This window comes from Halomonas piscis, assembly GCF_031886125.1.
Classification (GTDB): Bacteria; Pseudomonadota; Gammaproteobacteria; order Pseudomonadales; family Halomonadaceae; genus Vreelandella; species Vreelandella piscis.
Genome location: NZ_CP119391.1, coordinates 1,545,597 through 1,570,743, shown reverse-complemented (window position 1 = coordinate 1,570,743; position 25,147 = coordinate 1,545,597). Strand labels below are relative to the sequence as shown.

General features: G+C 65.8%; 26 protein-coding genes and 2 pseudogenes. 3 read left to right on the top strand and 25 right to left on the bottom strand.

What is annotated here, in order from left to right:
• Positions 1–5 precede the first annotated feature (5 nt).
• The 7 genes from nrdE to P1P91_RS07325 form a co-directional block, all read right to left on the bottom strand.
• A complete protein-coding gene (nrdE, locus tag P1P91_RS07355) occupies positions 6–2,162 on the bottom strand; it encodes a class 1b ribonucleoside-diphosphate reductase subunit alpha (protein WP_311885608.1) in 2,157 nt (718 codons plus the stop codon).
• The gene (nrdI, locus tag P1P91_RS07350) at positions 2,144–2,557 is read right to left on the bottom strand and encodes a class Ib ribonucleoside-diphosphate reductase assembly flavoprotein NrdI (RefSeq protein ID WP_311885607.1); all 414 of its coding nucleotides are present in this window, start codon (positions 2,555–2,557) and stop codon (positions 2,144–2,146) included. The genes nrdE and nrdI overlap by 19 nt, the downstream gene beginning before the upstream one ends.
• Positions 2,554–2,787, bottom strand: a complete 234-nt coding sequence (gene nrdH, locus P1P91_RS07345; RefSeq protein ID WP_311885605.1) for a glutaredoxin-like protein NrdH — start codon at positions 2,785–2,787, stop codon at positions 2,554–2,556. Before nrdH ends, nrdI begins: the two co-directional genes overlap by 4 nt.
• A 291-nt stretch (positions 2,788–3,078) precedes the next feature.
• A complete protein-coding gene (locus P1P91_RS07340) occupies positions 3,079–3,690 on the bottom strand; it encodes a superoxide dismutase (RefSeq protein ID WP_311885603.1) in 612 nt (203 codons plus the stop codon).
• 222 nt (positions 3,691–3,912) lie between these two features.
• The gene (locus tag P1P91_RS07335; protein WP_311885602.1) at positions 3,913–4,842 is read right to left on the bottom strand and encodes an electron transfer flavoprotein subunit alpha/FixB family protein; all 930 of its coding nucleotides are present in this window, start codon (positions 4,840–4,842) and stop codon (positions 3,913–3,915) included.
• On the bottom strand, positions 4,839–5,591 hold the full coding sequence (locus P1P91_RS07330) for an electron transfer flavoprotein subunit beta/FixA family protein (protein WP_311885601.1): 753 nt from the start codon (positions 5,589–5,591) through the stop codon (positions 4,839–4,841). The genes P1P91_RS07335 and P1P91_RS07330 overlap by 4 nt, the downstream gene beginning before the upstream one ends.
• Positions 5,592–5,763: 172 nt before the next feature.
• Positions 5,764–6,594 (bottom strand): sulfurtransferase, encoded by an 831-nt coding sequence (locus tag P1P91_RS07325; RefSeq protein WP_311885600.1) that lies wholly within the window; start codon positions 6,592–6,594, stop codon positions 5,764–5,766.
• A gap of 112 nt (positions 6,595–6,706) precedes the next feature.
• Between P1P91_RS07325 and P1P91_RS07320 the strand changes: the two are divergent.
• The 3 genes and pseudogenes from P1P91_RS07320 to P1P91_RS07310 all read left to right on the top strand — a co-directional run.
• Positions 6,707–7,504 (top strand): annotated as a pseudogene (locus P1P91_RS07320) (IS481 family transposase); the annotation flags it as partial.
• Positions 7,505–7,586: 82 nt separating this feature from the next.
• Positions 7,587–8,903, top strand: coding sequence for an IS4 family transposase (locus P1P91_RS07315; protein WP_311882673.1), 1,317 nt, complete (start codon positions 7,587–7,589; stop codon positions 8,901–8,903).
• Between the two features lie 14 nt (positions 8,904–8,917).
• Positions 8,918–9,079 (top strand): annotated as a pseudogene (locus tag P1P91_RS07310) (integrase core domain-containing protein); the annotation flags it as partial.
• Positions 9,080–9,096: 17 nt separating this feature from the next.
• On the opposite strand, the gene P1P91_RS07305 reads toward P1P91_RS07310, so the two are convergent.
• The 18 genes from P1P91_RS07305 to P1P91_RS07220 all read right to left on the bottom strand — a co-directional run bounded on the left by P1P91_RS07305 (position 9,097) and on the right by P1P91_RS07220 (position 24,976).
• Positions 9,097–11,295: an ATP-dependent helicase gene (locus P1P91_RS07305; RefSeq protein ID WP_311885599.1), complete on the bottom strand. Its 2,199-nt coding sequence runs from the start codon at positions 11,293–11,295 to the stop codon at positions 9,097–9,099.
• The gene (locus P1P91_RS07300) at positions 11,292–11,849 is read right to left on the bottom strand and encodes a DUF1285 domain-containing protein (RefSeq protein ID WP_311885597.1); all 558 of its coding nucleotides are present in this window, start codon (positions 11,847–11,849) and stop codon (positions 11,292–11,294) included. Before P1P91_RS07300 ends, P1P91_RS07305 begins: the two co-directional genes overlap by 4 nt.
• 74 nt (positions 11,850–11,923) lie before the next feature.
• Positions 11,924–12,754, bottom strand: a complete 831-nt coding sequence (locus tag P1P91_RS07295) for a TatD family hydrolase (RefSeq protein ID WP_311885595.1) — start codon at positions 12,752–12,754, stop codon at positions 11,924–11,926.
• 30 nt (positions 12,755–12,784) lie between these two features.
• Entirely contained in the window at positions 12,785–13,120 is a 336-nt protein-coding gene (locus P1P91_RS07290) for a PilZ domain-containing protein (protein WP_311885593.1), read from the bottom strand.
• A 12-nt stretch (positions 13,121–13,132) separates the two neighbouring features.
• Complete coding sequence (locus tag P1P91_RS07285; protein WP_311885591.1) at positions 13,133–14,134, bottom strand: DNA polymerase III subunit delta'; 1,002 nt, start codon at positions 14,132–14,134, stop codon at positions 13,133–13,135.
• On the bottom strand, positions 14,125–14,778 hold the full coding sequence (gene tmk, locus P1P91_RS07280) for a dTMP kinase (RefSeq protein ID WP_311885735.1): 654 nt from the start codon (positions 14,776–14,778) through the stop codon (positions 14,125–14,127). Before tmk ends, P1P91_RS07285 begins: the two co-directional genes overlap by 10 nt.
• A 25-nt stretch (positions 14,779–14,803) precedes the next feature.
• A complete protein-coding gene (gene mltG / locus P1P91_RS07275; protein ID WP_311885590.1) occupies positions 14,804–15,835 on the bottom strand; it encodes an endolytic transglycosylase MltG in 1,032 nt (343 codons plus the stop codon).
• A gap of 1 nt (position 15,836) precedes the next feature.
• Entirely contained in the window at positions 15,837–16,655 is an 819-nt protein-coding gene (gene pabC, locus P1P91_RS07270; RefSeq protein WP_311885588.1) for an aminodeoxychorismate lyase, read from the bottom strand.
• 39 nt (positions 16,656–16,694) lie between these two features.
• Positions 16,695–17,933 (bottom strand): beta-ketoacyl-ACP synthase II, encoded by a 1,239-nt coding sequence (gene fabF, locus P1P91_RS07265; RefSeq protein WP_311885587.1) that lies wholly within the window; start codon positions 17,931–17,933, stop codon positions 16,695–16,697.
• A 197-nt stretch (positions 17,934–18,130) separates the two neighbouring features.
• On the bottom strand, positions 18,131–18,364 hold the full coding sequence (acpP, locus tag P1P91_RS07260; RefSeq protein ID WP_311885585.1) for an acyl carrier protein: 234 nt from the start codon (positions 18,362–18,364) through the stop codon (positions 18,131–18,133).
• 121 nt (positions 18,365–18,485) lie between these two features.
• On the bottom strand, positions 18,486–19,244 hold the full coding sequence (fabG, locus tag P1P91_RS07255; RefSeq protein ID WP_311885584.1) for a 3-oxoacyl-ACP reductase FabG: 759 nt from the start codon (positions 19,242–19,244) through the stop codon (positions 18,486–18,488).
• A gap of 61 nt (positions 19,245–19,305) precedes the next feature.
• Entirely contained in the window at positions 19,306–20,265 is a 960-nt protein-coding gene (gene fabD / locus P1P91_RS07250) for an ACP S-malonyltransferase (protein ID WP_311885583.1), read from the bottom strand.
• A gap of 79 nt (positions 20,266–20,344) precedes the next feature.
• Complete coding sequence (gene plsX, locus P1P91_RS07245; protein ID WP_311885582.1) at positions 20,345–21,373, bottom strand: phosphate acyltransferase PlsX; 1,029 nt, start codon at positions 21,371–21,373, stop codon at positions 20,345–20,347.
• Between the two features lie 36 nt (positions 21,374–21,409).
• A complete protein-coding gene (gene rpmF / locus P1P91_RS07240; RefSeq protein ID WP_311885580.1) occupies positions 21,410–21,580 on the bottom strand; it encodes a 50S ribosomal protein L32 in 171 nt (56 codons plus the stop codon).
• A 31-nt stretch (positions 21,581–21,611) separates the two neighbouring features.
• On the bottom strand, positions 21,612–22,145 hold the full coding sequence (locus tag P1P91_RS07235) for a YceD family protein (protein WP_311885579.1): 534 nt from the start codon (positions 22,143–22,145) through the stop codon (positions 21,612–21,614).
• A 71-nt stretch (positions 22,146–22,216) separates the two neighbouring features.
• The gene (sppA, locus tag P1P91_RS07230; RefSeq protein WP_311885577.1) at positions 22,217–23,314 is read right to left on the bottom strand and encodes a signal peptide peptidase SppA; all 1,098 of its coding nucleotides are present in this window, start codon (positions 23,312–23,314) and stop codon (positions 22,217–22,219) included.
• 12 nt (positions 23,315–23,326) lie between these two features.
• The gene (locus tag P1P91_RS07225; protein ID WP_311885575.1) at positions 23,327–24,025 is read right to left on the bottom strand and encodes an HAD family hydrolase; all 699 of its coding nucleotides are present in this window, start codon (positions 24,023–24,025) and stop codon (positions 23,327–23,329) included.
• A gap of 9 nt (positions 24,026–24,034) precedes the next feature.
• A complete protein-coding gene (locus P1P91_RS07220; RefSeq protein WP_311885573.1) occupies positions 24,035–24,976 on the bottom strand; it encodes an RluA family pseudouridine synthase in 942 nt (313 codons plus the stop codon).
• Positions 24,977–25,147 lie beyond the last annotated feature (171 nt).

The following is a 25,147-nucleotide window of genomic DNA, read 5'->3' as shown; positions in this document are numbered from 1 at the left end:
TTTCCTTATAGCGTGCAGGAGACACAGCCTTCGACTTCGGTTCCGGCAAGCGCGGCCTGGCGCAGGCGGATGTAGTAAAGGGTCTTGATGCCCTTGCGCCAGGCGTAGATCTGGGTGCGGTTGATGTCCCGGGTGGTGGCGGTGTCGGGGAAAAACAGCGTCAGCGACAGCCCTTGATCCACGTGCCGGGTGGCCTCGGCGTAGGTATCGATGATCTTTTCCGCGCCGATCTCGTAGGCGTCCTGGAAATACGCCATGTTCTCGTCGTCGAGGTACGGCGCCGGATAATAGGCCCGGCCGAGCTTGCCTTCCTTGCGGATTTCGATTTTCGCCGCCACCGGGTGAATGCTCGACGTCGAATGGTTGATGTAGGAAATCGAGCCGGTGGGCGGTATCGCCTGGAGGTTGCGGTTGTAAAGCCCGTAGGCCATCACCGACGCTTTCAGTTCGCGCCAGTCGTCCTGAGTCGGCAGCGCGATGCCGACCCGCGCAAACAGCTCCCTGACTCTGGCCGTGCGCGGCTCCCAGACCCGGTCGGTATATTTGTCGAAAAAGCGGCCGCTGGCGTAGTCGGAGTCGGCAAAGCCCTTGAAGGTGTCGCCGTTTTCCATGGCCAGGCGGTTGGACGCGCGCAGGGCGTGGTAGGTCACGCAGTAGAAATACAGGTTGGTGAAATCGAGCCCTTCTTCGGAGCCGTAGTAAATATGCTCCCGGGCGAGAAAGCCGTGGAGGTTCATCTGCCCAAGGCCGATGGCCCGGGACTGGGCGTTGCCGTTGGCCACCGACGGCACCGAGGCCAGATTGCTCATCTCGGAGACCGCGGTCAGCCCGCGCACGGCGGTCTCGACGCTTGCGCCGATATCGCCGGAATCCATTACTTTGGCAATGTTGAGCGAGCCCAGGTTGCAGGAAATGTCTTCGCCCACGTGCTCATAGCCCAGGTCTTCGTCGTAGCGACTGGGCGTGTTCACCTGCAAAATTTCCGAGCACAGGTTGCTCATGTTGATCCGCCCGGCGATGGGGTTGTCGCGGTTGGCGCTGTCTTCAAACAATACATAGGGGTAGCCGGATTCGAACTGCAGCTCGGCGAGCGTCTGGAAAAACGCCCGGGCGTTGATCCTGGTCTTGTGGATGCGCTTGTCGGCGACCATGTCGTGGTACTTCTCGGTCACGCTGATATCGCCGAACGGCACGCCGTAGACACGCTCGACGTCGTAGGGCGAGAACAGATACATGTCCTCGTTGCTTTTGGCCAGCTCAAAGGTGATGTCGGGGATGGTCACCCCCATGGACAGCGTCTTGATGCGGATCTTCTCGTCGGCGTTTTCCCGCTTGGTGTCCATGAAGTGCAGGATATCCGGGTGGTGGGCGTTGAGATACACCGCTCCGGCGCCCTGGCGCGCGCCCAGCTGGTTGGCGTAGGAAAACGCGTCTTCCAAAAGCTTCATGATGGGGATGATACCCGACGACTGATCCTCGATGCGCTTGATCGGTGCGCCCTGCTCGCGAATGTTGCTGAGCAGAAATGCCACCCCGCCGCCGCGCTTGGACAGCTGCAGCGCCGAGTTGATGGAGCGGCCGATGGACTCCATGTTGTCTTCGATGCGCAGCAGAAAACACGACACCAGCTCGCCGCGCTGGCGCTTGCCGCAGTTGAGAAACGTCGGCGTGGCGGGCTGGAAACGGCCGTTGATGATCTCGTCGACCAGCGCGCGGGCAAGCGTTTCATCGCCCCGCGCCAGAGTCAGCGCCACCATGCAGACTCGATCCTCGAAGCGCTCCAGGTAGCGCTTGCCGTCGAAGGTCTTGAGCGTATAGCTGGTGTAGTACTTGAACGCGCCGAGAAAGCTCGAGAAGCGAAACTGGTAGCCATAGGCCTGCTCAAACAGCGCCTTGACGAAATCAAGGCGGTACTGCTCGAGCATCTCGGCTTCGTAATAGCCCTCTTCCACCAGGTAGTCGAGCTTCTCTTCCAGCGAATGGAAAAATACCGTGTTCTGGTTGACGTGCTGCAAAAAATACTGGCGCGCCGCCTCGCGGTCCTTGTCCAGCTGCAGGCGGCCGTCGGCGCCGTACAGGTTGAGCATGGCGTTGAGCGCGTGATAATCCAGCGTTTTTGCTGCCTGCTGGGAAGGCGCCGGTGCTACAGATGTGGTTGCCAAAACGAGGTAACTCCCTGACGAACGTTGACGACGTCTTGCGGCGTGCCGAAAAGCTCAAAGCGATATAAAAGCGGCACGCCGCACTTCTCCGCGACGATGCGACCGGCAATGCCGTAGGCAGTGCCGAAGTTGGTATTGCCCGCGGCGACAACGCCGCGGATCAGGCGCCGGTTGTGCGCATCGTTCAAAAAATGAATCACCGGTTTGGGTACGGCCCCCGCTACTGTGCCGCCGCCGTAGCTGGGCACGATGAGAATATAGGGCGAATCAACCTTCAGCGGCGTCGCCTCCTTCTCGAAGGGAATGCGCTCGGCGGAAAGGCCGAGCTTTTCGACAAAGCGGCGGGTATTGCCCGATTTTGTCGAAAAGTACACAAGCTCCGGTGCGCGACTCATGCCGTAGCGCCGGCGAGTTCGCGAATACGATCCGGACGAAAGCCCGACCAGTGCGACTCGCCCACGGTAACGACCGGCAGCTGACGATAGCCAAGCTGGGCGAGGTCTTCTCGGGCGGCGGGGGTTTCGTCGACGTTGATAACGGTATAAGAAAGCCCTCGCTTTTCCATTTCCCGACAGGTCGCCAGGCACTGCACGCAGGCCGCAGCGCTATACACCCTGATAGTCATGATGGTCTCCTCTGTCCGTGCCAAATCGCGTATCAGGCGGCGGTTTCGCTCACCGAGAGCACACAATATATAGTATATATACGCGACTTCAACCCCATATTGGCACTACATATAGTTAACACAGCCGTTTATAAAAATAGCGCGATGTCAAGCTGTCGGCGCGCCGGTTCTAGTGCTGGGCAGGCGGGAGAGCGAACAAAAAAAGCGGACGTTCAGGCATAAAAAAACCGCCCGCTGGCGGCCAGCGGGCGGTTGGAGAGCGCTACCGTTGGGGTAGCGTCAAGATGCGACTCAGGCAACGGCGGCCTTGTAGCGGCGCTCGACGTCATCCCAGTTGATGACGTTGAAGAAGGCGTCGATATAGTCCGGACGCTTGTTCTGATACTTGAGGTAGTAGGCGTGCTCCCAGACGTCCAGCCCCAGGATCGGCGTGTTGCCGTGGGAAATCGGGCTGTCCTGGTTGAGAGTATTCTCTACCACCAGCTTTTTCTCCGGCGTGACCGAGAGCCATGCCCAGCCGCTGCCGAAGCGGCCCAGCGCGGCTTTTTTCAGCGCGTCCTGGAAGGCCTCATAGCCGCCAAGCTCGGCCTCGATGGCCTTGGCCACGTCGCCGTGAGGCTTGCCGCCGCCGTTGGGCGACATCATCTTCCAGAACATGCTGTGGTTGGAGACGCCGCCGCCGTTGTTGATCACGGCCTGACGCTTGTCGTCGGGGACGCGATCCAGATCGGCCAGCACCTCTTCCACCGGCACGTCTTCAAGGCCGGTGCCCTCAAGCGCGGCGTTCAGGTTGTTGACATAGGTATTGTGGTGACGCGAATGGTGGATTTCCATGGTCAGCGCGTCGATGTGCGGTTCCAGCGCATCGTAGGCATAGGGTAGTTCGGGCAGTTTATGTGCCATATTGCATCCTCTCCTTGCGTTATGGTGTGACCGTTGCTCTTGCCAACGCTTTCCAAGATGCGGCCTTGGCAGCAGAATTTCAACCGTTTCCTGCTCATACGCCCATGGCCCGGCAGCGTGGCCAACGCCCGGGAGTGTAGCGAAGACGTCGCCGGGAACAAAACCGGTCGGGGTTTTTAGCCCGGCGCAAGGCTCCGCTGAAAAGAAAGGATATTCAACCGCCTAGAGCTTGCTTTCAAGCTCGGGCAGGGCCTCGAACAGATCCCCCACCAGCCCGTAGTCGGCGATCCGGAAAATCGGCGCTTCCTCGTCGTTGTTGATGGCGACGATGACCCGGGAGTCTTTCATCCCGGCCAGGTGCTGGATGGCCCCGGAGATGCCCACGGCGATATAGAGCTCTGGGGCGACAATCTTCCCGGTCTGGCCCACCTGCATGTCGTTGGGCACGAAGCCTGCGTCCACCGCCGCCCGGGAGGCGCCGATAGCGGCGTCGAGCTTGTCGGCAATGCCGCCCAGCAGCCTGAAGTTCTCGCCGTTGCCCATGCCGCGCCCGCCGGAGACGATGACGCTGGCGCCGCCAAGCTCGGGGCGCTCGCTTGCGGCCAGCTGCTCGTCGACAAACTGCGCTAGGGTGTTTTCCACGACGATATCCAGCGCCTCCACCGGCGCCGCCTCTGCCGCCGGCGCCACCGCATCAAAGGCGCTGGGGCGCACGCTGATGACCTTGAGCGTCTCGTGATTTTGCACCCGCGCCACGGCGTTGCCGGCGTAGATCGGACGCTTGAAGGTATCGGCGCTTTCCACGGCGATGATATCGGACACCTGGCCCACGCCCTTCAGCGCCGCCAGGCGCGGCAGTACGTTCTTGCCCGCCGAGGAGGTGCTTGCCAGCACATGGGTGTAGTCGTCGGCGAGGGCTTCCAGCAGGGCGCCCATCGGCTCGGCCAAGCGGTGGGCGTAAACGTCGTGGTCCGCCAGGCGTACCCGGCGCACGCCGTCCAGCCCGGCGGCGGCTTCGGCAGCCGCCTTGACGCCCTCGCCCGCTACCAGCACGTCCACGCTTGCGCCGATGGCCCGGGCGGCCGCCAGCACGTGGGCCGTTTCGCCGGCCAGCCGGCCGGCTTCCAGATCGGCGAGTACCAGAATGCTCATGAAATCACCTTTGCTTCATTCCTGAGTTTGTCCACCAGCTCATCCACCGAGGCTACCTTGACCCCGCCCCGGCGCTCTTGCGGCGGCTCAACGCCCAGCAGCTCGATATTCGACGCCGTGCTGACCCCGAGCGCTTCGGGGGTGGTATCCTCCAGCGGCGTCTTCTTGGCCTTCATGATCGCCGGCAGCTTGGCGTAGCGCGGCTCGTTCAGGCGCAGGTCGGCGGTAATCACCGCCGGCAGCGACAGCCGCAGCCTTTGCAGGCCGCCGTCGACTTCCCGGGTCACCGTCGCTGCCTGGCCGTCTATCTCGATGTTCGAGGCAAAGGTTCCCTGGGCGGCGCCCATCAGCGCGGCCAGCATCTGGCCTGTCTGGTTGTTGTCGCTGTCGATGGACTGCTTGCCCAGCAGCACCAGCCCGGGCTGCTCCTGCTCGGCCACCTGCGCCAGCACCCTGGCGGCACAGTGGGAGTCCACGCGCTCCTCGGTCTGGACATGAATGGCGCGGTCGGCGCCCAGCGCAATGGCCGAGCGCAGCTGCTCCTGGGCGGCCCTGGGGCCAATCGTCACGGCCACGATTTCGCTGGCCGTGCCCTGCTCTTTCAGGCGCACGGCCTCTTCCACGGCAATTTCGCAAAACGGATTCATGGCCATCTTGACGTGGGTCAGTTCCACATCCGAACCGTCCGGCTTGACCCGGATCTGGACGTTGTGGTCGACGACGCGTTTCACCGCGACGAGTACTTTCATAGGTGCCTCGCTTGACCTGAGGGGAATGCCGACTCCCCGTCGCTATCTGCGCGCTGCGGAATGGCCGCTCAAGGCACGCCGATAAAGATCAGGGGAGTGTTAATACGCCGATATTATGCCTGCCGAGCCCGGCAATCAGAAGCCGGCGCCCCAGGAAAGCGGACACGCCGCGCTACCGAGACGACTCGCCGGTGGCGACGGGGCGCGACGCCACGGTGATCCATTCGCTCCAGGAGCCGGCGTAAAGCGCCGGCAGCGCCCGCCCGGCCACGGCGTAGGCCAGGACGTTGTGGCAGGCAGTGATGCCGGAACCGCAGTAGGCCGCAACGGCTGGCGCCCGGGGCAGCTCGTCGTCGAGTACGGCGGCGGGCTTGAAGTAGCCGTCGGCGGTCAAATTGTCCGCGCCTGGCCTGCTGTGGGCACCGGGGATGTGACCGGCTACCGGGTCCACGGGCTCGCTCTCGCCGCGAAACCGCGCCGGCGCCCGGGCGTCGACCGGCAGCACCTCGCCTTCGGCGATGGTATCGGCACCCACCCAGGCGGCGTCGTTGAACCGCGGCTGCCAGGCGCTCGGGGTCGGCGCTTGCGTCGCCGTTACCAACGCCCCGCCGCGCTGCTTCCAGGCATCAAGCCCGCCGTCGAGCACGCGCACGTCCGGGTGGTCGGCCCACACGGCCAGCATCCACCAGGCCCTCGCGGCGGCCAGCTGGCCGCCGCGGTCATCATACACTACCACCGCGGCCTCAGGGGTAATGCCCAGGCGCTGCACGGTGCGGGTAAACGCCGCAGCCGACGGCAGCGGATGGCGCCCGCCGGCGCCCGGCGCACCGGCGAGATCGCCTTCCAGCGCCACGTAACGGGCTCCGGGGACATGGCCCTCGCCCCACAGCCTCTCGCCGGCTTCAGCATCATCCAGCCGCGCGCGGCAGTCCAGCACCAGCGGCGGCGCCTTGCCGGCAAGGGCGGCATCAAGCGCTGCGGCGCTAATCAGCGGGTGTGACATGGCATGGCTCCCGTGATGACTCAACTAGATGTGATCTCTCGGTAGGTTGTTCATCCGGAGCCAACCCGGAAGACTGGAGATGCAAACCAACCAATCTCTCCAGGAGGCCCGGATGAACACCCATAAGAATGCCCGACTCACTCCGCACGGTCGAGCCCTGCTGGTCGCTCGCGTCATCGATGAAGGGTTGCGGCCCAGAGAGGTCGCGCAAGCCCAGGGCGTCAGTGTGAGAACGGCCTACAAATGGGTGCGTCGTTTCCGTGAGGAGGGACTCGAGGGCCTCCAGGACCGTCGGTCACGCCCTGCCCGAAGTCCCTGGGCGACCGACGCAACGACGGTGGAGCAGATCGTCGAGCGTCGTCAGCGACGCCAGACCTATTGCCAGATTGCCCAGGCGCAGGGGGTTGGCCAGAGCACGGTAGCGCGCATTCTCAAGCGCAAGGGGCTGAATCGCTTGGCGGCTCTGACACCGCCAAGGCCCAGCAATCGCTATGAGCACGACGCACCCGGGGATCTCCTGCATCTGGATATCAAGAAGCTCGGTCGCTTCGCGCGCCCGGGGCATCGGGTCACCGGCGATCGCCAACAGGCCACGCGCGGCGCAGGGTGGGAGTATGTCCATATCGCCATCGACGATCACTCGCGGGTGGCCTTCGGCACTCGCTACCCGGATGAAACCGGCTGGAGCGCCTGTTATGCGCTATTGGAGGCCATACGGTATTATCGAGACTTGGGGACTCGCTTCACGCGGGTGCTCACCGACAATGGCGCCTGCTACCGGTCCCGGGCGTTTCACCGCCTGTGCCGGCGGGTGGGGCTGAAGCACAAGCGCACTCGCCCCTATACGCCCCGCACCAATGGCAAGGCAGAACGGTTCATTCAAACCGCTCTGCGCGAGTGGGCCTATGCCCTAATGCCAGTCAGTTAAGCCTGTTCTCAATAAGTTGATCATGAGACCTTCCCGTGTCAGGCACACTGACACGGGAAGGTCCATGCATTTCAGCGACGCTATTGATGCCATCGCCAAGTCGGTACCCGACGATTTCTCCAGCCTCTCCGAGGTGCTCTCCCCTGAACTGATCGACACCTGTCTTGAAGAAGCCGGCGTGGCCACACTGCGCAAGCGTCGCCTGCCGTTGGACATGGTGGTCTGGGCGGTTGTCGGGATGGCCTTGTTTCGGCATATCCCGATGGGGCAGATCGTCAATCACCTCGACATCATGCTGCCCGGCAAGCGTCCCTTCGTCGCGCCCAGTGCCGTGGTGCAGGCACGTCAACGGCTTGGAGTGGAGCCCGTCAAGCGCGTCTTCGAGCAGACCCAGGCCCTGTGGCATCAGCAGACCCCTCACCCCCACTGGAGTGGTCTGACGTTACTGGGCGTTGATGGTGTGGTCTGGCGTACTCCTGACTCTCCCGAGAATCAGGCAGCCTTTGCGCGCACGCGCAATGCTCAGGGGGAGGCGAGCTATCCGCAGATTCGCATGGTGTGCCAGATGGAGCTGACCAGCCACCTGCTGACGGGATCCGCCTTCGACAGTGTCGCGAGCAGTGAAATGGAGCTGACCACTCAGCTCATCGGCAGCACCCCGGATCACTCCCTGACGCTGTTTGATCGTGGGTTCTACTCACTGGGTTTGCTGCATGCCTGGCAGAGCGCCGGCGAGCAGCGGCATTGGCTGATTCCTCTAAAGAAGGGAACACAGTATCAGGAAGAGCGCTCACTAGGCCGGCAGGATCGCCTGGTGACCCTGTCGACGTCACCTCAGGCGCGCAAGAAGTGGCCAGCCTTGCCGCCGACGATGACGGCGCGGCTGTTACGCCGCAAGGTGAACGGCAAGGAAGTGCAGATCCTGACCTCGATGACCGACCCGCTGCGCTTTCCGGCGGCGGATATCGTCGATCTCTACAGCCACCGCTGGGAAATCGAACTGGGCTACCGGGAAATGAAGCAATCTCTGCTGGGTAACCGCCTGACACTGCGTAGCCGCACCCCGGAGATGGTCTTTCAGGAGCTCTGGGGCACGTTGTTAGCCTATAACCTGATCCGCTTCCAGATGGCTCGCATGGCCTATAGCCTGGATGCCGTGCATCCCAATCAGCTCAGCTTCCATCAGGCTGCTCACTGGCTCATCAAGGAGTTAACGATCCTGCCCTGGGTCTCGCCAGGACGCGTGCCCGGCGTGGTTCAGTCGATGCTGGACATGGCACCTTCCTTCGTCCTGCCTGAACGACGCGAACGATCTTATCCTCGCTCAGTCAGGCGGCGACCACAGAAATACCCCACTAAGAAAAATGCCAGTCAGCGTTAACTGACTGGCATTAGGCCTATGCCCAGTCTTATGAGAGCTCGGAGGAGCGAGGCAAACACCTTTCCGCCTGGCTTCACCAGTACAACTGGCACCGGCCACATGCCAGCCTGAACTATCACCCTCCGGTTAGCCGGTTGGGGCTTTCCGTGAACAACCTGGTGGGTTTACACAACTAGACACGAACAGGCTGGCCTCAAGGCGCGGCGCTGTCCAGCGATTCAATCGGCGCCCGCCGGGCCATCAGGCGGCGGCGGCCGGCGCGCAGGAAGCGCACGTCGATCACCGGATCGTCGGGATTGCCCTCGACGGCGGCGACCTCGCCTTCGCCGAACACCGCATGGCGCAGCCGCTGGCCGGGAAAGAAGCCGCCGGAGGCCGGAACCGCCGCGGCCGGCGCCTGAGGCTGCGCCTCGAGCGCTATGTCGCTGCGCTCCACGGCTTCCAGATAGCGCCGGGCAATGCCCGGCGAGCCCACGGGCAGCGGCCTGGCGGGCGGCGAATCGGCAGCCAGCTGCCCGGCCACCGCCATGGCATCCTGCCAGGCGCATTCGGCCAGAAAGCGGCTGGGGCGGTGCTCGCCGCCGTCGTGGATCAGCTGCAGCGCTTCCCGGGCTCGGGTAATGCCCACATAAAACAGCCGGCGCTCCTCCTCCAGGCGCTCGTCGGTGAGCGGGTTGTCGCGGCTGTAGTGGGGAAAGTCTTCTTCGTTGATTCCGGCGACCGCCACCAGCGGCCACTCGAGGCCCTTGGCGGCGTGCACCGTGCTGATCAGCACGCCTTCGGCCCGGTTGTGCACCGGCCGCTGCAAAAGCTCGATAAAGGCGTCGGGGTCGGGTACGCTTTGCGCCTGCTCGATCAGCACATCCAGCAGGCGCACGTCCTCTTCGCCCTTGTCCCGCCGGGCGGCGGCGCGCTTGAGCACCTTTTCCGCTTCCACTTCGTCCACCACGTGGCGCAAGAGCTTCGCCGGCGGCCAGGCGCCGAGCCTTGGCAGCTCGCACAAGAGCGCCCAGCGCTTTTTCAGCGTGCGCCGCTGCAGCGGCTTGAGCTCTGTAAGTAGCGAATCGCCGCGCTCGGGCCAGCGCTGGGTCTCGGCCAGGCGGCAGGCTAGCCGCCAGAGCCTTTCCCGGGCGACAAAGGTCGTCGGCTGGGAGAGCAGCAGCAGCAGCAGCGAGGGATCGTGAAGCAGTCCCGGCTGGCGGGCGAGCTTGAGATAGCCGGCCAGCGCCTGCACCAGCGGCAGGCGAAAGACAAAGCGGTCTTCCCGGGAGAGGCGAAACGGCAAACCGGCCTGGAGCAGCGCCAGCTGGAACGGCACCGACAGCGCCCAGCTGCGCACCAGAAGGCAGGCCTCGGCAAAGCCGCGCCCCCGGGCCTGCCAGTCTCTCAGCGTATCCAGCAGCGCGCGGCTGCCCTGCCCGACGGTGACCCGGGTGGCCGGATTGTCCGGGCCGGCCAGGCACAGCTGATCGGGCCGGCGGCAGTTGGCGGCAATGGCGTAGTTGGCCGCCAGCGCCAGCGCGTGGCCGTGACGGAAGGTGATCGACAGCGGGTAGTCCCGGGCCGCGCCAAAGGTCGCGGTGAAGTCCGCCAGCATGGTGTCGGGGTGGGCGCCGCGCCACTCGTAGATACACTGGTTGGCATCCCCCACCGCCATCACGTCGGCTCTCTCGCCCGCCAGAATCGCCAGCAGGCGCTGCTGGGCGGCGTTGATGTCCTGGTACTCGTCGATGATGACGTGATCGAGAAAGCCCTCTACCCGAGCGCGCAGGGCGCCGTCGGCCTCCAGCGCCCGAAGCGGCCGATACAGCAGGTCGGCATAGGTCATTACGCCGTCGTCGCGCAAAAGGCGCTCGGCTTCGTGAAAGGCGGCGGGAAAATAGTCCGTGTCGGGGTCCAGGTCGAGACGCGGATACAGCGCCTCGGGGGAGATCATCTCGGCCTTGACCAGGGCGCAGTAGTGCGCCAGGGTTTCCAGGCGCTCACCCTCCAGGGCCGCGTCCCGGCGTTCGCGCTCGTGCTCCAGCACGCTCAGGCTGGCCTGGCGCAGCAGGCGTTCCAGCTGCCAGTCGGCCGACAGCAGTCGGCGCGGCTCGAGCACGCCCCAGCGGCACAGGCTCTGGGTCAGCCGATGGCCCAGCGAGTGAAAGGTACGCACGTCGGGCAGCGGCTGCTCCGGCGGCGCCATGCCGGCCAGGCGGCGCTGGAAATCTTCCCGGGCCGAGCGGTTGAACATCAGCACCAGCATGCGCCTGGGGGCCACACCGCTGTCGAGAAGGTACAGCACCCTGGCCGCCATGGTGGTGGTCTTGCCGGCACCGGCTACCGCGGCCACCCGAGCGTGGCCGCCGGCGTGGTGAATCACCGCCTGCTGCTGTGCGGTAAGCTTCACAGCGCCTCGTCGTCGAGCGTACCCAGCACGTGCCAGGCGCCGCCGCTTTCTATGCCGACCTGGGTGCGCGCCTGCGCATGGTCTTCGCCCTGGCGCAGGCTGGCGGCGTCCACCAGCTGATAATAGACGTTGCGATTGAGCCTGGCCGTCAGGCCAAAGCGCACCGGCACTTCCGGCGCTTCGTCGCCGGCGGGCGTGCGCGTCATCGTTAGCTGGTGGTCGGCGTCCAGGGCAAACTCATCGCCCTGCCCGGTGGTCAGCCACCAGTCGTCGCCTTCCTGCCGGGCGGCGACGACCGTCAGCGGACAGTCTTCCACTTCGATGCGCACGCGCTCGGCGGGGGTCACCAGGCACACCCCTTCCGGGTCGCGGCGCATCAGGCTCGCCAACAGCCGCACCAGCTCCGGGCGAGTAAACGGCTCGCCCTGGTGCCACCAGCTGCCGTCGGCCCGGATGGTCAGCGGCATGTCGCCGCAAAACGGCGGCTGCCACTGGTCCACCGGCGGTATCTTCGCGGCGCTCTCGCCGTGTTCCAGCAAATGCTCAAGGTGCATGCTAACCTCCCGTTTTTACCGGCGCCCGGCCTGTGCCCGGCGCGGGGTCCAGCATCAATGGCACGGCAGCGCCACTATACCATGCCAGCCCGGCTCAGCGAGTCGCGCAGCTCGGCCGACACCTCGGGAGCGGCGGCGCGAAACAGGCGGTAGAAATTGGCCCGGGTCTGCATCGCCACTTCGTCCACGCTGATGCCGCGCGTCTCAGCGATGCACTCGGCGACTGCCACGACCCAGGCCGGCTCGTTGGGCTTGCCCCGATGCGGCACCGGTGCGAGATAGGGGCTGTCGGTTTCGATCAGCAAACGATCCAGCGGCAGCCGGCGCGCCACGTCGCGCAGGGCCTCGGCGCTGGCAAAGGTCACAATGCCGGCAAGCGAAATATAAAGCCCCATCGCCACGGCCCGGCGAGCCATGTCCAGATCTTCGGTGAAGCAGTGGAGCACGCCGCCGACGCTTGGGTCCAAGTGCTTTTCCAGCAGCGCCAGGGTGTCCTCTTTGGCGTCTCGGGTATGCACGATGACCGGCAGCCCCAGTTTCCGGGCGGCGATCAGGTGGCGTTCGAAACGCGCGTGCTGGACGTCCGCCGGCACGCTGTCGCGGTAGTGGTAGTCGAGCCCGGTTTCGCCGATGGCCACCGCGTCAAAGCGGGTAGCGGCGTCCATGATGGCGTCGACGTCAGGTTCGTCGGTCGGGGTATGCAACGGGTGCAGGCCGGCCGAAATCACCACGTCGTCGTGCTCCCGGGACAGAGCGGCAAGCCCGGGCATGTCATCCAGACTCACGCAGACGGCAAGAAACTGGCTGACCTGTGCCCGGCGGGCCGCGTCGAGCGCAGCGGCAACGTCGCTGCCGTGGGTCTTGTGGGAAAGGCGGTCTAGATGGCAGTGGGAGTCAACAAACATGGGACACTTCGCCTGGGTAGAAATTGACGTTTACAGCGTGCAGGAAGCGGCGGCGCCGTCCAGCTGCCCGGCAAGCAGCGTCTCGATGCGGTCGCGCACGTTGTGGTCCTGGTGGCTGAAGTGCACGCCGACCCCGGGCAGGCGCCGCCCGGTAACGCCATCGGGAGAAATCCATGCCACGCTGCCGTTCACCGTGAGCTCCTGGTCATCACCGGGCAGGGTCAGCATCAGGATAACCGGATCGCCCAGCGTGCAGCGCTCCCGGGTGGCGACGAACAGACCGCCGCGCTCGAGAAACGGCATGTACATCGCGAGCAGCGCGGGCACGTCGGGCAGCGTCGTTGTCAGCAGTTTTTGCGTGCTCACAGCAAGCCTCCTTCAAGAGCGCAGCAGCGCCGACCAGCGCACCAGCCAGGCTTCCAGCATCAGCTGCGGGTTGGGGTTGGCCCCCACCGCCAACAGGCGCCGCTGCTCCCGGGCGTAGTCGAGCAGTCGGAACCAGTCCTGCACCCGGGCATTCTTCGCCGCCTGGCGATAAAGCGGCACCAGGTCGGGATTGCGCAGCCGCCGGCTGTCGCCGGACAGGCCAAAGCCGATCAGATCCTCAAGCCAGGCGATACCGTACCACAGGATGGCGTCTACCGCCTCGCGGTCAAACCGCGCCGCCTCGGCGACCGGCTCGGCGCCGCGCACCAGCTGCTCAAAGCAGTCGTGGAGCTGCTGGCGCAGCGCCCGCTGCTCTGGCGCGGCAAGCTCGAGCGCCAGCAGCGGCAAGCCGCCTGCCACCTGCCACCAGAAGCGCGCTTCCTCGTCGTCTCCCCGTAGCTGCCCGGCCAGCCAGGCGCGACAGTCGTCAAACGCCACCGGCGCCAGCGACCACTGCTGGCAACGCGAACGAATCGTGGGCAGCAGCCGCGACGGCACGTCGGCAATCAGCACGAAAAGGGTCTGGCGCCCGGGCTCCTCAAGGCTTTTCAGCAGCGCGTTGCTGGCCGCCACGTTCATCGCTTCGGCCGGGGCAATGACGATCACCCGATAGCCGCTTTGCTGAGCGGTCTGGGCCACAAAGCGGTTGATTTCGCGCACGCTGTCGATACGGATCTGGCGCTTGCCCTCCTCGGGGGCAACGCGCATGAGGTCGGGATGATAGCCCGCTCCCAGCATCCGGCAGGCGTGGCACCGGCCGCAGGCCGTGGCCGTATCGGCGGCGCAGAGAATGCGCGCCACCAGCGCCTCGGCCAGCACTTGCTTGCCCACGCCCCCGGGGCCGCTCAGCAGCAGCGCATGGGGCAGCCGGTTGCTTTGCTCGAGCTGCCACAAACGCTCCCACAGCGGCCGGTGCCAGGGCAGCGGCAGCCTGTCCTCTGCGGCTAGCGCCATGGGGCCGTCCGCCGGTCAAGCACGGCGGCAAGCTCATGCTGCACCGCCGCCAGGGGCCTTGCGGCATCGATCAGGGCAAAACGCTCGGGCTCAGCCTCGGCGCGCTGGCGGTAGGCGTGGCGCACCGCGGAAAAAAAATCCTCGCGCTCGCGCTCGAAGCGATCCCGCTCGCCGCCGCCGGCATCCGTCCTTTGGCTGACCCGGCGCGAGGCGGCGTCCACGGGCATGTCCAGCAGCAGAGTCAGATCCGGCGTCATGCCTTGCTGGACAAAGCGCTCGAGCACGGCGATGCGCGCCTCATCAAGCCCGCGCCCGCCGCCCTGGTAGGCGTAGGTGGCGTCGGTGAAGCGATCGCATACCACCCAGGCACCGCGCTCCAGCGCCGGGCGAATTTTCTCCGCTAGGTGCTGGGCCCGGGCGGCAAACATCAGCAACAGCTCGGCGTCCGCGGCCAGCGGCTCGTCAAACCCGGGGTCCAGCAGCAGCTCGCGCACGGCCTCGGCGCGGGGCGTGCCGCCAGGCTCCCGGGTGCGCACCACCTCGACCCCTCGGGCTTCAAGCCAGGCGCTGACAAAGGCCATGTTGGTTGACTTGCCCACGCCTTCTCCTCCTTCCAGGGTGATCAGGCGTCCGCGCTGAGTCATGGATACCTCGCCGCCGTGTGTCAGGTTAGTCATCGCTGCCCGCATCGTCCTTGCGTTCGCTGCGGATAAAGCGGTTCACCGCGTGGTTGTGCTCGCGCAAACTGCCTGAAAAATGGTGCGAACCGTCACCCTTGGCCACAAAATACAGGGCATTGCCCTCCTCGGGGCTCACCGCGGCCTCCAGGGCCGCCTTCCCCGGCATGGCAATGGGTGTGGGTGGCAGCCCCTCGATCACGTAGGTGTTGTACGGCGTTTTTTCCTGCAGATCGGCTCGGGTGATGTTGCCGTCATAGCGGCTGCCCATGCCGTAGATGACCGTGGGATCGGTCTGCAGACGCATGCCCTTCTCCAGGCGGCGAGCGAATACGCCGGCGATTTCCCGGCGCTCGGCGGGGACGCCGGTTTCCCGCTCGATCAGCGAGGCCATGATCAGCGCCTCATAGGGCGAGTCGAACGGCAGCGCGTCATCCCGATCCTCCCACGCGGCCTTGAGCATGCGCTGCATGCGCCGGTGGGCCTGGCGCAGAATGTCCGTATCGCTCATGCCCAGATGGTAGCGATAGGTATCGGGGAAAAACCAGCCTTCGGGATGCTCCTTGTCGGCATTGATCAGCGCCATCACCTCGTCGTCGCTCATGTCGGCGGTGCGGTGTTCAAGCTTGGCGGCGCTGTCCAGCAGGCGGCGCATCTGGGCAAACGTCCAGCCCTCGGGCACGGTGAGGGGGTACGTCACCACGTTGTTGCTGCCCAGCAGCGTTACCAGCTCGCGGCTGTCCATATCCGGCGTCAGCCGGTATTCGCCTACCCGGGGCGAGGGCACTTTTTCCGGTTCGGCCCGGGCCAGCACCTTCAGCGCCCAGGGGTCGGCAATCACTCCGCGCCGGCCAAGCTCGTCCACCACCTGGTTGAAGCCGGCACCCTCGGGCACCTGGTACAGCAAAGGCTTGTCCAGCGCCAGCGGCGCGGCCAGCCGGCTTTGCCAGTAGACGTAGCCACCCGCCGCCGCGACGGCCCCCAGCACGATCAGCACCACTAAAGCTTTGAGGATAGATTTCACGTCAGTCCTCCCGGGACAGTGTTGGATACCCCAGCAGGGCGTGGGCGTCGGCCTGCAGCGGCGCGCCGGCCGCCTCGGCAAAGCGCCGCAGGCGCCGGCCCCGGGGCGTGACCAGGGCGTTCACCGGCCACAGGCCCTGAACCGAGTTGCCCACGAACAGCTGCTCGACGGCGGACGACTCGAGCAGCGTCTCGGCGCTCAGCGGCGCCTCCTGCACCCGGCCCTGCTCCAGCAAGGCGGCGCGCAGCGTGCCGGCGACGCCGCTGGCGTCGAGCGGCGGCGTCCAGTAGGCGTCATCCGCCCGCCAGAAAACGTTCATTGCCGTGGCCTCGACAAGGTTGCCGTCGGTATCGGCGAGCAGACCCTCGGCAATGTCGGCGCTCTGCCACTCCCGGCGCGCCAGCACGTTTTCCAGCCGGTTGAGGTGTTTGATGCCGGCCAGCGCCGGCTGGCGGGCCAGGCGCAGCGCGCACAGGCAGACGTCGACGCCGCGCCAGCGGGAGCGCGCCGGCGCAAACGCCGTGCGCCGGTAGAGCAGCCGCGGCCGCTGACGCTCGGGCAGCGCATAGCCGCGCCCGCCGCTGCCCCGGGTCACCATGATCTTGAGCACTTCTAGCCCGCTTGCCGGCGGCTGCCAGCAGGCCTCGAGCGCAGCGTCGTCGGGAGGGGAAATCCCCAGCGTCCGACAGCCGTGGCGCAGCCGAGCGCGGTGCCGGGGCCACAGCAGCGGCGCACCGTCGCGCATCAGCACGGTTTCAAACACGCCGTCGCCGAAGGCCAGGCCGCGGTCGTCGAACGGCACCTGGTCCGCTGCTGCCATGGTCTCCTCCGCGTCCTGGACGGTCCGACGCCTGCGTCCTCAGACCTTCTGAAACAGCAGCGACCCGTTGGTGCCGCCAAAGCCGAAGGAGTTGGTCAGCGCCACGTCGATGCGCATGTCGCGGGCGGTATGCGGCACGTAGTCCAGGCGGCAGCCATCCTGGGGGTTGTCCAGGTTGATGGTCGGCGGCGCCACCTGGTCGCGAATGGAAAGCACGCTGAACACGGCCTCCACGGCGCCGGCCGCGCCCAGCAGGTGACCGATCATCGACTTGGTGGAGCTCACCGCCACCCGGGACGCGGCCTCGCCCAGCACCTGCTCGACGGCGCGGCTCTCGGCCAGATCGCCGGCGGCCGTCGAGGTGCCGTGGGCGTTGATGTAGTCCACCCGGGCCGGATCGATGCCGGCATCCTTGATGGCGTTGCGCATGGAAAGCGCCGCACCGCTGCCGTTCTCGGGCGGGGCGGTCATGTGAAAGGCGTCATCGCTCATGCCAAAGCCGCTCATTTCGGCGTAGATGGTCGCGCCGCGGGCCTTGGCATGCTCGTACTCTTCCAGCACCAGCACGCCGGCGCCGTCCGAGAGCACAAAGCCGTCGCGCTCCACGTCCCAGGGTCGGCTGGCCGCTTCGGGGTCGTCGTTGCGGGTGGATAGCGCCCGGGCCGCGGAAAAGCCGCCCAGCCCCAGCGGCGTGGTGGCCATTTCGGCACCGCCGCAGATCATCACGTCGGCGTCGCCGTAGGCAATGGTCCGCGCGCTGTAGCCGATGTTGTGGGTGCCCGTGGTGCAGGCGGTGGTAATGGCGATATTGGGACCCTTGAAGCCGTGCTGGATCGCCATGTTGCCGGAAATCATGTTGATGATGGAGCCGGGCACGAAAAACGGCGAGATACGCCGCGGGCCGCTCTTTTCCAGCGCCTTGTGGTTATGTTCGATCATCGGCAGCCCGCCGATGCCGGAGCCGATGGCCACGCCGATGCGCTCGGCGTTCTCCTCCGTGCACTCGATACCAGAATCGGCGATCGCCTGGGCCCCGGCGACCATGCCGTACTGGATGAACAGATCCATCTTGCGGGCGTCCTTGGGATTGAGATAGGGCGAAACGTCAAATTCCTTGATCGATCCCCCGAAGCGCGTGTTGAACCCTTGGGTATCGAAATGCTCGATAGGGGCGATGCCGCTCTTGCCGGCCACGATGTTGGCCCATGACCGGTCAACGGTATTCCCGACCGGGGTCACCAGGCCAAGCCCGGTTACCACTACCCTTTTTCGTGCCATCAGCTTTCCTCCAGGCATCCTTGGTGACGTAACCCGCTTGGGGGGCACTGGCTGCAGCGTAAACAGCGCAGAGATCAAGCGCCACAGTATAACGAAATTTACCCGCCGTATTCAGCCGGCAAACAAAAAGCCGCCCTGCCAGGACGGCTTTTATGTGGGCGACTGCACCGCCCCGGTTTGTCACTGCAACACGACCCTTACTGGTGGGTGTTCACGTAGTCGACAGCTTCCTGAACCGTGGTGATCTTTTCCGCTTCCTCATCGGGAATTTCGGTGTCGAACTCTTCCTCGAGCGCCATGACCAGCTCAACGGTGTCCAGCGAGTCCGCGCCCAGATCTTCGGTAAAGGAAGAGCTGCTCTGAATGTCGTCTTCCTTGACGTTCAGGCGCTCGGCTACAACTTTCTTTACGCGCTCTTCAATAGTACTCATCAACGTACTCCAGTCATTCTCGTCAGCCGTGTCTGTGCCGGCTATGGGGAAACCGCAAGCCAAAAGCTGCGGGTAGTTTATAGACGCCCTTGAGTTGACGCAACCGCCATTTCCAAGGGCATCAACGCATATTCATACCGCCGTTGACGTGCAGCGTTTCACCGGTGATGTAGCCGGCGCCGTCGCTGGTCAAAAAGCCCACGGCCGCGGCAATTTCGTCGGGTTCGCCCAGGCGCGCCAGCGGAATTTGCGCCAGCAGCGCCTCTTTCTGCGCCTCGGGCAGCGACTCGGTCATGTCGGTGGCGACAAATCCCGGCGCCACGGCGTTGACCGTGATGGCGCGCGAGGCCACCTCCCGCGCCAGCGCGCGGCTAAAGCCTTCCATGCCGGCCTTGGCCGCCGCGTAGTTGCTTTGCCCCAGGTTGCCCATGGTGGCAACGACCGAGCTGATCGAGACGATGCGCCCGAACCGCGCCTTGGTCATGCCGCGCAGGCAGGCCTTGCTCAGACGATAGACCGACGTCAGGTTGGTATCCAGCACCTCGCCCCACTGATCTTCCTTCATCCGCATCAGCAGGTTGTCCCGGGTAATGCCGGCGTTGTTGATCAGGATGGTCGGCGCGCCGAAACGCTCGCCAATGGCCTTGAGCACGGCGTCGATGCTTGCCTGGTCGGTAACGTCGAGGCGCATGCCGGCCCCTTCAATGCCCTGTTCGGCAAGGGCGGCATCGATTTTTTCGGCGCCGGCGTCGCTGGTCGCCGTACCCACCACGATGCGCCTCTGGCGGCCAAGCTCGTACGCCACGGCGCGGCCGATGCCCCGGGTAGCGCCGGTGACCAGCGCTACCCGGCGCTGCCGGCTCGTCTCTTCCTGTGTCATTGCACCCTGTGTCATTGCACTATGCCCTAGTCAAGAATCAGAACGGAATCTCAAAGGAGGATCAGCCTTCGCCGGCAACGTCGGCCCGGGCCAGCTCCAGCGCGGCATCGAGGCTGTCCGGGTCGTTGACCGCAAGCCCCTTGCTGCCACGCACGATGCGCTTGTTGAGCCCGGTCAGCACCTTGCCCGGCCCGCACTCGACAAACACCCTGGCGCCCTGCTCCTGCATGGCCAGCACGCAGTCGCTCCAGCGCACCGGCCGATACAGCTGCTCGATCAGGCGGGTGCGCAGCGTGTCGACATCGGCGTGGGCCCGGGCGTCAACGTTCTGGATCACCGTATAGCGCGGCGCCCGCAGCGTGACCTCGCCCAGGGCCTCGGCCAGCCTGTCGGCCGCCGGGCGCATCAGTTCGCAGTGCGACGGCACCGATACCGGCAGCGCCAGCGCCCGCTTGGCGCCGGCCTGCTGGCAGGCGGCAATGGCCCGCTCCACCGCCGCCTTGGCGCCGGCGATCACCACCTGGCCCGGCGCATTATAGTTGACCGCGGCCACGACTTCGCCCTGGGCAGCCTCGGCGCAGACCGCTTCTACCGCCTTGTCGTCGAGGCCCAGAATCGCCGCCATGCCGCCCTCGCCCTCGGGCACGGCCTGCTGCATGGCCTCGCCGCGCAGGCGCACCAGGCGCACCCCTTCGGCAAAGCTCATCACGCCGGCGCACACCATGGCGCTGTATTCGCCCAGGCTGTGCCCCGCCATTACCGTCGGGCGCGGTCCTTCCAGCTCCTGCCACACGCGCCACACCGCCACGCTTGCCGCCAGCAGCGCCGGCTGCGTGCAGGCGGTAGCGTTCAGCGAGGCCTCCGGCCCCTCCTGAACAACCTTCCACAGGTTATAGCCCAGCGCGTCCGACGCTTCGTTGAACGTGGTTCCCACCACGCTATAGCGTTCTGCCAGCTCTCGCAGCATGCCCAGCTGCTGAGAGCCTTGCCCGGGAAACATGAGGGCAAGGGGTTGAGACATGTTATTTCACCTTTGCTCTTGTTGGCTTTTCTCGGCATTTGCGCCCCGGCCCGAGCCCGCTTGAGCGCGGCGAAGGCGCCTAAGGCATCGCCTGCCAGCGTTCGGCGAGGCGGCCGGGCAGGTCGTGCTCGACTTCCTGCATCGCCCGCCGTATCGCATAGTAGAAGCCTTCCTCGTGAGCGCCGCCGTGGCTTTTGACCACAATGCGAGAAAGCCCCAGCAGGCTCGCCCCGTTATAGCGCACGGGGTCAAGCTCCCGTTTTAGCCGCCTGAGCACCGGCCGGGCCAGAAGGCTTGCCAGCCGGCCGCTGAGCCGGGCTTCGAACGCTTCCTGCACGCGCTCGACCAGCATGCCGGCAAGGCCTTCGCTTGACTTGAGCACGGCGTTACCCACCAGGCCGTCGCATACCAGAACGTCAAGCGAGCCGCTGTAAAGGTCGCCGCCTTCGGCGTAGCCGCGATAGTCAAAGGCCCCGACGGCCCCGTAGCGGCGCAGGATCGTATCGGCGTCGCGCAGCTCGGCGCTGCCCTTGGTCGCCTCGGCACCCACGTTCAGAAGGGCCACGCGCGGCCTCTCCAGGCCGTCCACGCTTTGCGCCATGGCGGCCCCCATGAGGGCAAAGTCCGCCAGGCGGCGCGCCGGCGAATCCACGTTGGCTCCCAGATCAAGCAGGTAGCACTGCCGCCGGCGACGGGCCGGTATGGCGGTGCTGATTGCCGGTCGGCCAACGCCCGGGAGCGTGCCCAGGGAGCGGCGCGACAGCGCCACCAGCGCCGCGGTATTGCCGGCGCTCACCGCGGCATCGAGCTGACGCCGGCTATCGCCGAGGGCGTCGAGCATGCAGGCCATGCTGGTATACTGGCCGTGACGCAGCGCCCAGGCCGCCGTGGCCTCGGCCGGCACGCCGTCGGCGGCATCCCGGGGGATTAAACGCGACGCTGCCGCAGCCAGGGGCTGCGGCAAGCGTGAAATTTCGGCCCGTACGTGCTGACAAGGGCCGAAAAGCTCAAGCACCAGCCCGGGGTCTTCCTGCGCTGCGCGCGCAGCGCCGTGGATGATGGCCTGGGAGCCGTGATCGCCTCCCATGACATCAACGGCTATGCGCACGCGTCGTCGGGCTTTCGCACGTCAGACACTTGACGCTTAAACCTCGACGACCTTGCGGCCGCGGTAGTAGCCGTCGGGCGCTACGTGGTGACGCAGATGCTTGGTACCGGTTTCCTTGTCCTCGGAAATCGTCGGCGCGCTCAGCGAGTCGTGGCTGCGGCGCATGCCGCGGGCGGAGCGGGTTTTACGGTTCTTTTGAACTGCCATGGGTCATTACTCCAACAATGGTAAGAGAAACTTATTGCTTGTCTTTCAGGGTGCGAAGCACCGCAAACGGATTGTCGTCAGACGCCGCTTCGTCTTCTTCGGCTTCGTCGGCCTTGCTGACCAGCTGCTCCGCCGGCACAAGGCAGTCGGCTTCATCGTGATAGATCACCTGGGGCAGACTCAGAATCAGCTCGTCCTCGACCAGCGTCAAAAGGTTCAGCTGCTCGTTTTCCACCAGCACCGGCTCGTGGCTTGCGGGCAGCTCGCCGGCGAGCGCTTCGTCGGCCACCATGCCCAGCAGAAAGTCGCTCTTCACCGGATGCTCGATGGGTACCAGACAGCGCCGACAGGCGAGCATGAGCGAGGCCTCAAGCGAGCCGTGTATTTCGCGGCGTCCCTGGGCGTCAATGCCGAACTCAAGCACGACGCGGCAATCTCCCGACTGCGGGCCGGCTTCTTCGGCAAGACGGGAGAGGCCGCTGAGCGCTACCCGGCCTTCAAGGCGTTCGCGACGGGCGGCAAGCTTGTAAGGCTCAACCCGATCAGGAAGTCGTGAGGTCAACATAGGCGCGCAATGATAGGCACTCCCCCCGCCGGTGTCAAAGCCTGAGGGAAGGATAAAGCGGCACCGCCCCTCTAGCGCTCGATGGTGAACCGCAGCGGTGACGGCGAGGTGGAAACACCCAGCACCCGGGCCGCGGTGCGGGCAAAGCGGCGCGACAGCTGGTCAAGCGGGCCAAGCGCCGGCGTGTAGTCCTCCCGGCGCAGGCCGTCGGTATAGTCGCGCGCCACCTCTTCGATACTCGCCAGGCGATCGACCAGCCCCAGCTCAAGGGCCTGTTCGCCGCTCCACACCAGCCCCGAGAACAGCCGCGGATCCTCGCTCAGGCGCTCGCCGCGGCCGGCCTTCACATCGGCCACGAACTGCTGATGGGTAGTATTCAGCACCGACTGCCAGAACGTCTCGGTGTCCTCGTCAAGCGGCTGAAACGGATCCAGGAACGCCTTGTTTTCCCCGGCGGTCATGACCCGGCGCTCGACGCCCAGCTTGTCGATGGCCTGCTGCAGGCCGAACCCGGAGTAGATCACGCCGATGGAGCCCACCAGGCTCGCCGGTGAGGCCACCACCTCGTCTGCCGCAGCGGCAATGTAGTAGGCGCCGCTGGCGCCGATATCCTCGATCACCGCGATGATCGGCTTGTCGCCCGCCTGGCGCAGGCGCATGACTTCGGCGTAGACGCGCTGGGACTGCACCGGGCTGCCGCCGGGACTGTTGATGTGCAGCACCACCGCCCTGGCGTTATCCGCCTCCCAGGCGCGATTGAGCCCGCGGATGAGCCGCTCGGCATTGGCCGGCGAATCGTCGGCAATGGCCCCTTCGACCTCCACCACGCCCAGGTGCGGCTGCGCGCTCACTGGGGTAGCCGACCTGTCGCCGAACAGACCGTAGGCGCCGAGCAGCACCGACGCCAGCAGCAGCGCCAGCAGGGTCAGCCGCAGGGCGATCTTCCAGCGCCGGCTGCGGCGCTGCTCGGCCAGCACCCCGCCGATCCAGCGGTCCATCATTTCCTGCTGCTGCAAGCGCTGGCGCTCGCGCAGGGTCGCGGCGTCGTCGTCCGGGTAGCTAGCCTCGGCGGCAGCCGTGTCAGATACCGCCTCGTTCTCGGTCCAGGGGTCAGAGGCGGCTCGGGATGACGGCTCTCCCCTGCCGTTGCCGGCTGATTTATCGCTCATGCTGTCTCCTTGTCACGTCGCGGCTGTCGCGGGCGCTGTCTTCACCGCTGACGCCTCCAGCCAATCGAAGAGCCCGTCAATATCGTGGGCAATGTGCAGCGGCGCAAAGGCCGCCAGCCGCTCGCTTTTGTGCACGCCGTAGCTCACGCCTACCCGGGGCATGCCCAGCGCACGGGCCATCGCCATGTCGTATTCGGTATCGCCGACCATGACCGCCCGGCTGGCGGGCACGTCGAGCTCGTCGAGCAGCTCGGCCAGCATCAGCGGGTCCGGCTTGGAGCGGGTCTCATCGGCGGTGCGGCTGGCATGGAACCAGCGAGCGCTGTCTGTCTCGGTAAAAACCCGATCGAGACCGCGGCGGGTCTTGCCCGTGGCCACCGCAAGCCGGGAGACGCCCCGGCGGTGCAGGCGTTCGAGCCGCGCCTCGGCGCCGCCGAAAAACGTCATGGGGGTGGGGTCGGCGTGGACGAAATAGTGCGCGTAGCGTTCGCGCAGGCGCGCCGAGTGCGCCGCGGAAATACCCGGGCACAGTATCTCCACCGCTTCGGGCAGCCCCAGCCCGACAATGTTTTCCACGGCATCGGGGGCAAGCTCCCCCCACTCGACGTCCCGGGCGGCCGCCTGCATGCTGGAAACAATGCGCGGCACCGAGTCCATCAGGGTGCCGTCCCAGTCAAAAATCATCAGTTCAAACGACGCTGTTGTCGACATGCTTGTGTCCTATCCACGAAGAGGGGTCAGCACGCTCTCCAGCGCTTCGGGGAGCGGCGCCTTGACCGTGATCATGCGCCCGCTTCCGGGCTCGGGAAAGCTCAGCGAGCGGGCGTGCAGAAAAAGCCGCTCCGCGCCCAGGCGGCGAGAAACCGCCGCGCTTTCCCGGCTTGAGTACTTGTCATCCCCCAGCAGCGGATGCCCGGCATGGGCGGCGTGCACGCGAATCTGATGGGTGCGCCCGGTCACCGGCTCGGCCTCGATCAGCGTGGCGTGGGCAAACGCTTCCTCCACGGCAAAGCGCGTGCGCGCGAACTTGCCGTCGGTCGTCACGCGCACGCGACGCTCGCCGTTGCCCGCGTCAAAGCGGTCCAGCCGCGCGCTGACAAAGGTTTTGCGCGCCGGCCAGCGGCCACTGACCAGCGCCAGGTAGCGCTTTTCCATGCCCTGCGCCTTGAGCGCCCGGTTGAGCGAGAGCAGCGCTTCGCGGGACTTGGCCAGAAGCAAGCAGCCCGAGGTGTCGCGGTCCAGCCGGTGCACCAGCTCCAGAAAGTCAAGATCGTCGCGCACCTGGCGCAGCGCCTCGATGAGGCCGATCTTGACGCCGCTGCCGCCGTGCACCGCCAGCCCCGACGGCTTGTTGAGCACCAGCCAGTCGGCGCTTTCGCGCAGTACGCTGCCCAGCAGCAGGTCGCGCAGGCTGTCGCTGACTTCCTTCACCGCCTCCCGGGGCGCCAGCCGCAGCGGCGGCACGCGCACCGTGTCGCCGGCCTGCACTCGATAGCCGGCCTTGACGCGCTTTTTGTTCACCCGCACCTCGCCCTTGCGCACAATGCGGTAGATCAGCGCCCGAGGAGCCCCCTTGAGTCGGGTCATGAGAAAGTTATCGAGGCGCTGCCCCGCCTGCTCCGGGGCGATGTCCACCCACTGCACGTCTCGCCCTTCGGCCATGGCGGTGTCCTCCTTGCGCCGGGAAAAGCGCCATTCTATCGCACACGCTCGAACAATGCGCCCCGGGCAGGCGAACCCGGCGTCATTTATCGGCGGGTAAATTGCTGGTCGGTGGCTTTGCTGTTATATTCCGGAACGCTCGCCCTCCAAGCGTTTCCACGCTTCTGTGTG

What these genes read in the sequence shown, in the direction of transcription:
- nrdI (WP_311885607.1), bottom strand. Translation starts at nt 2,557, where the DNA reads ATGAGTCGCGCACCGGAGCTTGTGTACTTTTCGACAAAATCGGGCAAT.
- nrdH (WP_311885605.1), bottom strand. Translation starts at nt 2,787, where the DNA reads ATGACTATCAGGGTGTATAGCGCTGCGGCCTGCGTGCAGTGCCTGGCG.
- P1P91_RS07340 (WP_311885603.1), bottom strand. Translation starts at nt 3,690, where the DNA reads ATGGCACATAAACTGCCCGAACTACCCTATGCCTACGATGCGCTGGAA.
- P1P91_RS07335 (WP_311885602.1), bottom strand. Translation starts at nt 4,842, where the DNA reads ATGAGCATTCTGGTACTCGCCGATCTGGAAGCCGGCCGGCTGGCCGGC.
- P1P91_RS07330 (WP_311885601.1), bottom strand. Translation starts at nt 5,591, where the DNA reads ATGAAAGTACTCGTCGCGGTGAAACGCGTCGTCGACCACAACGTCCAG.
- P1P91_RS07325 (WP_311885600.1), bottom strand. Translation starts at nt 6,594, where the DNA reads ATGTCACACCCGCTGATTAGCGCCGCAGCGCTTGATGCCGCCCTTGCC.
- P1P91_RS07315 (WP_311882673.1), top strand. Translation starts at nt 7,587, where the DNA reads ATGCATTTCAGCGACGCTATTGATGCCATCGCCAAGTCGGTACCCGAC.
- P1P91_RS07300 (WP_311885597.1), bottom strand. Translation starts at nt 11,849, where the DNA reads ATGCACCTTGAGCATTTGCTGGAACACGGCGAGAGCGCCGCGAAGATA.
- P1P91_RS07295 (WP_311885595.1), bottom strand. Translation starts at nt 12,754, where the DNA reads ATGTTTGTTGACTCCCACTGCCATCTAGACCGCCTTTCCCACAAGACC.
- P1P91_RS07285 (WP_311885591.1), bottom strand. Translation starts at nt 14,134, where the DNA reads ATGGCGCTAGCCGCAGAGGACAGGCTGCCGCTGCCCTGGCACCGGCCG.
- tmk (WP_311885735.1), bottom strand. Translation starts at nt 14,778, where the DNA reads ATGACTCAGCGCGGACGCCTGATCACCCTGGAAGGAGGAGAAGGCGTG.
- pabC (WP_311885588.1), bottom strand. Translation starts at nt 16,655, where the DNA reads ATGGCAGCAGCGGACCAGGTGCCGTTCGACGACCGCGGCCTGGCCTTC.
- fabF (WP_311885587.1), bottom strand. Translation starts at nt 17,933, where the DNA reads ATGGCACGAAAAAGGGTAGTGGTAACCGGGCTTGGCCTGGTGACCCCG.
- acpP (WP_311885585.1), bottom strand. Translation starts at nt 18,364, where the DNA reads ATGAGTACTATTGAAGAGCGCGTAAAGAAAGTTGTAGCCGAGCGCCTG.
- fabG (WP_311885584.1), bottom strand. Translation starts at nt 19,244, where the DNA reads ATGACACAGGAAGAGACGAGCCGGCAGCGCCGGGTAGCGCTGGTCACC.
- fabD (WP_311885583.1), bottom strand. Translation starts at nt 20,265, where the DNA reads ATGTCTCAACCCCTTGCCCTCATGTTTCCCGGGCAAGGCTCTCAGCAG.
- rpmF (WP_311885580.1), bottom strand. Translation starts at nt 21,580, where the DNA reads ATGGCAGTTCAAAAGAACCGTAAAACCCGCTCCGCCCGCGGCATGCGC.
- P1P91_RS07235 (WP_311885579.1), bottom strand. Translation starts at nt 22,145, where the DNA reads ATGTTGACCTCACGACTTCCTGATCGGGTTGAGCCTTACAAGCTTGCC.
- sppA (WP_311885577.1), bottom strand. Translation starts at nt 23,314, where the DNA reads ATGAGCGATAAATCAGCCGGCAACGGCAGGGGAGAGCCGTCATCCCGA.
- P1P91_RS07225 (WP_311885575.1), bottom strand. Translation starts at nt 24,025, where the DNA reads ATGTCGACAACAGCGTCGTTTGAACTGATGATTTTTGACTGGGACGGC.
- P1P91_RS07220 (WP_311885573.1), bottom strand. Translation starts at nt 24,976, where the DNA reads ATGGCCGAAGGGCGAGACGTGCAGTGGGTGGACATCGCCCCGGAGCAG.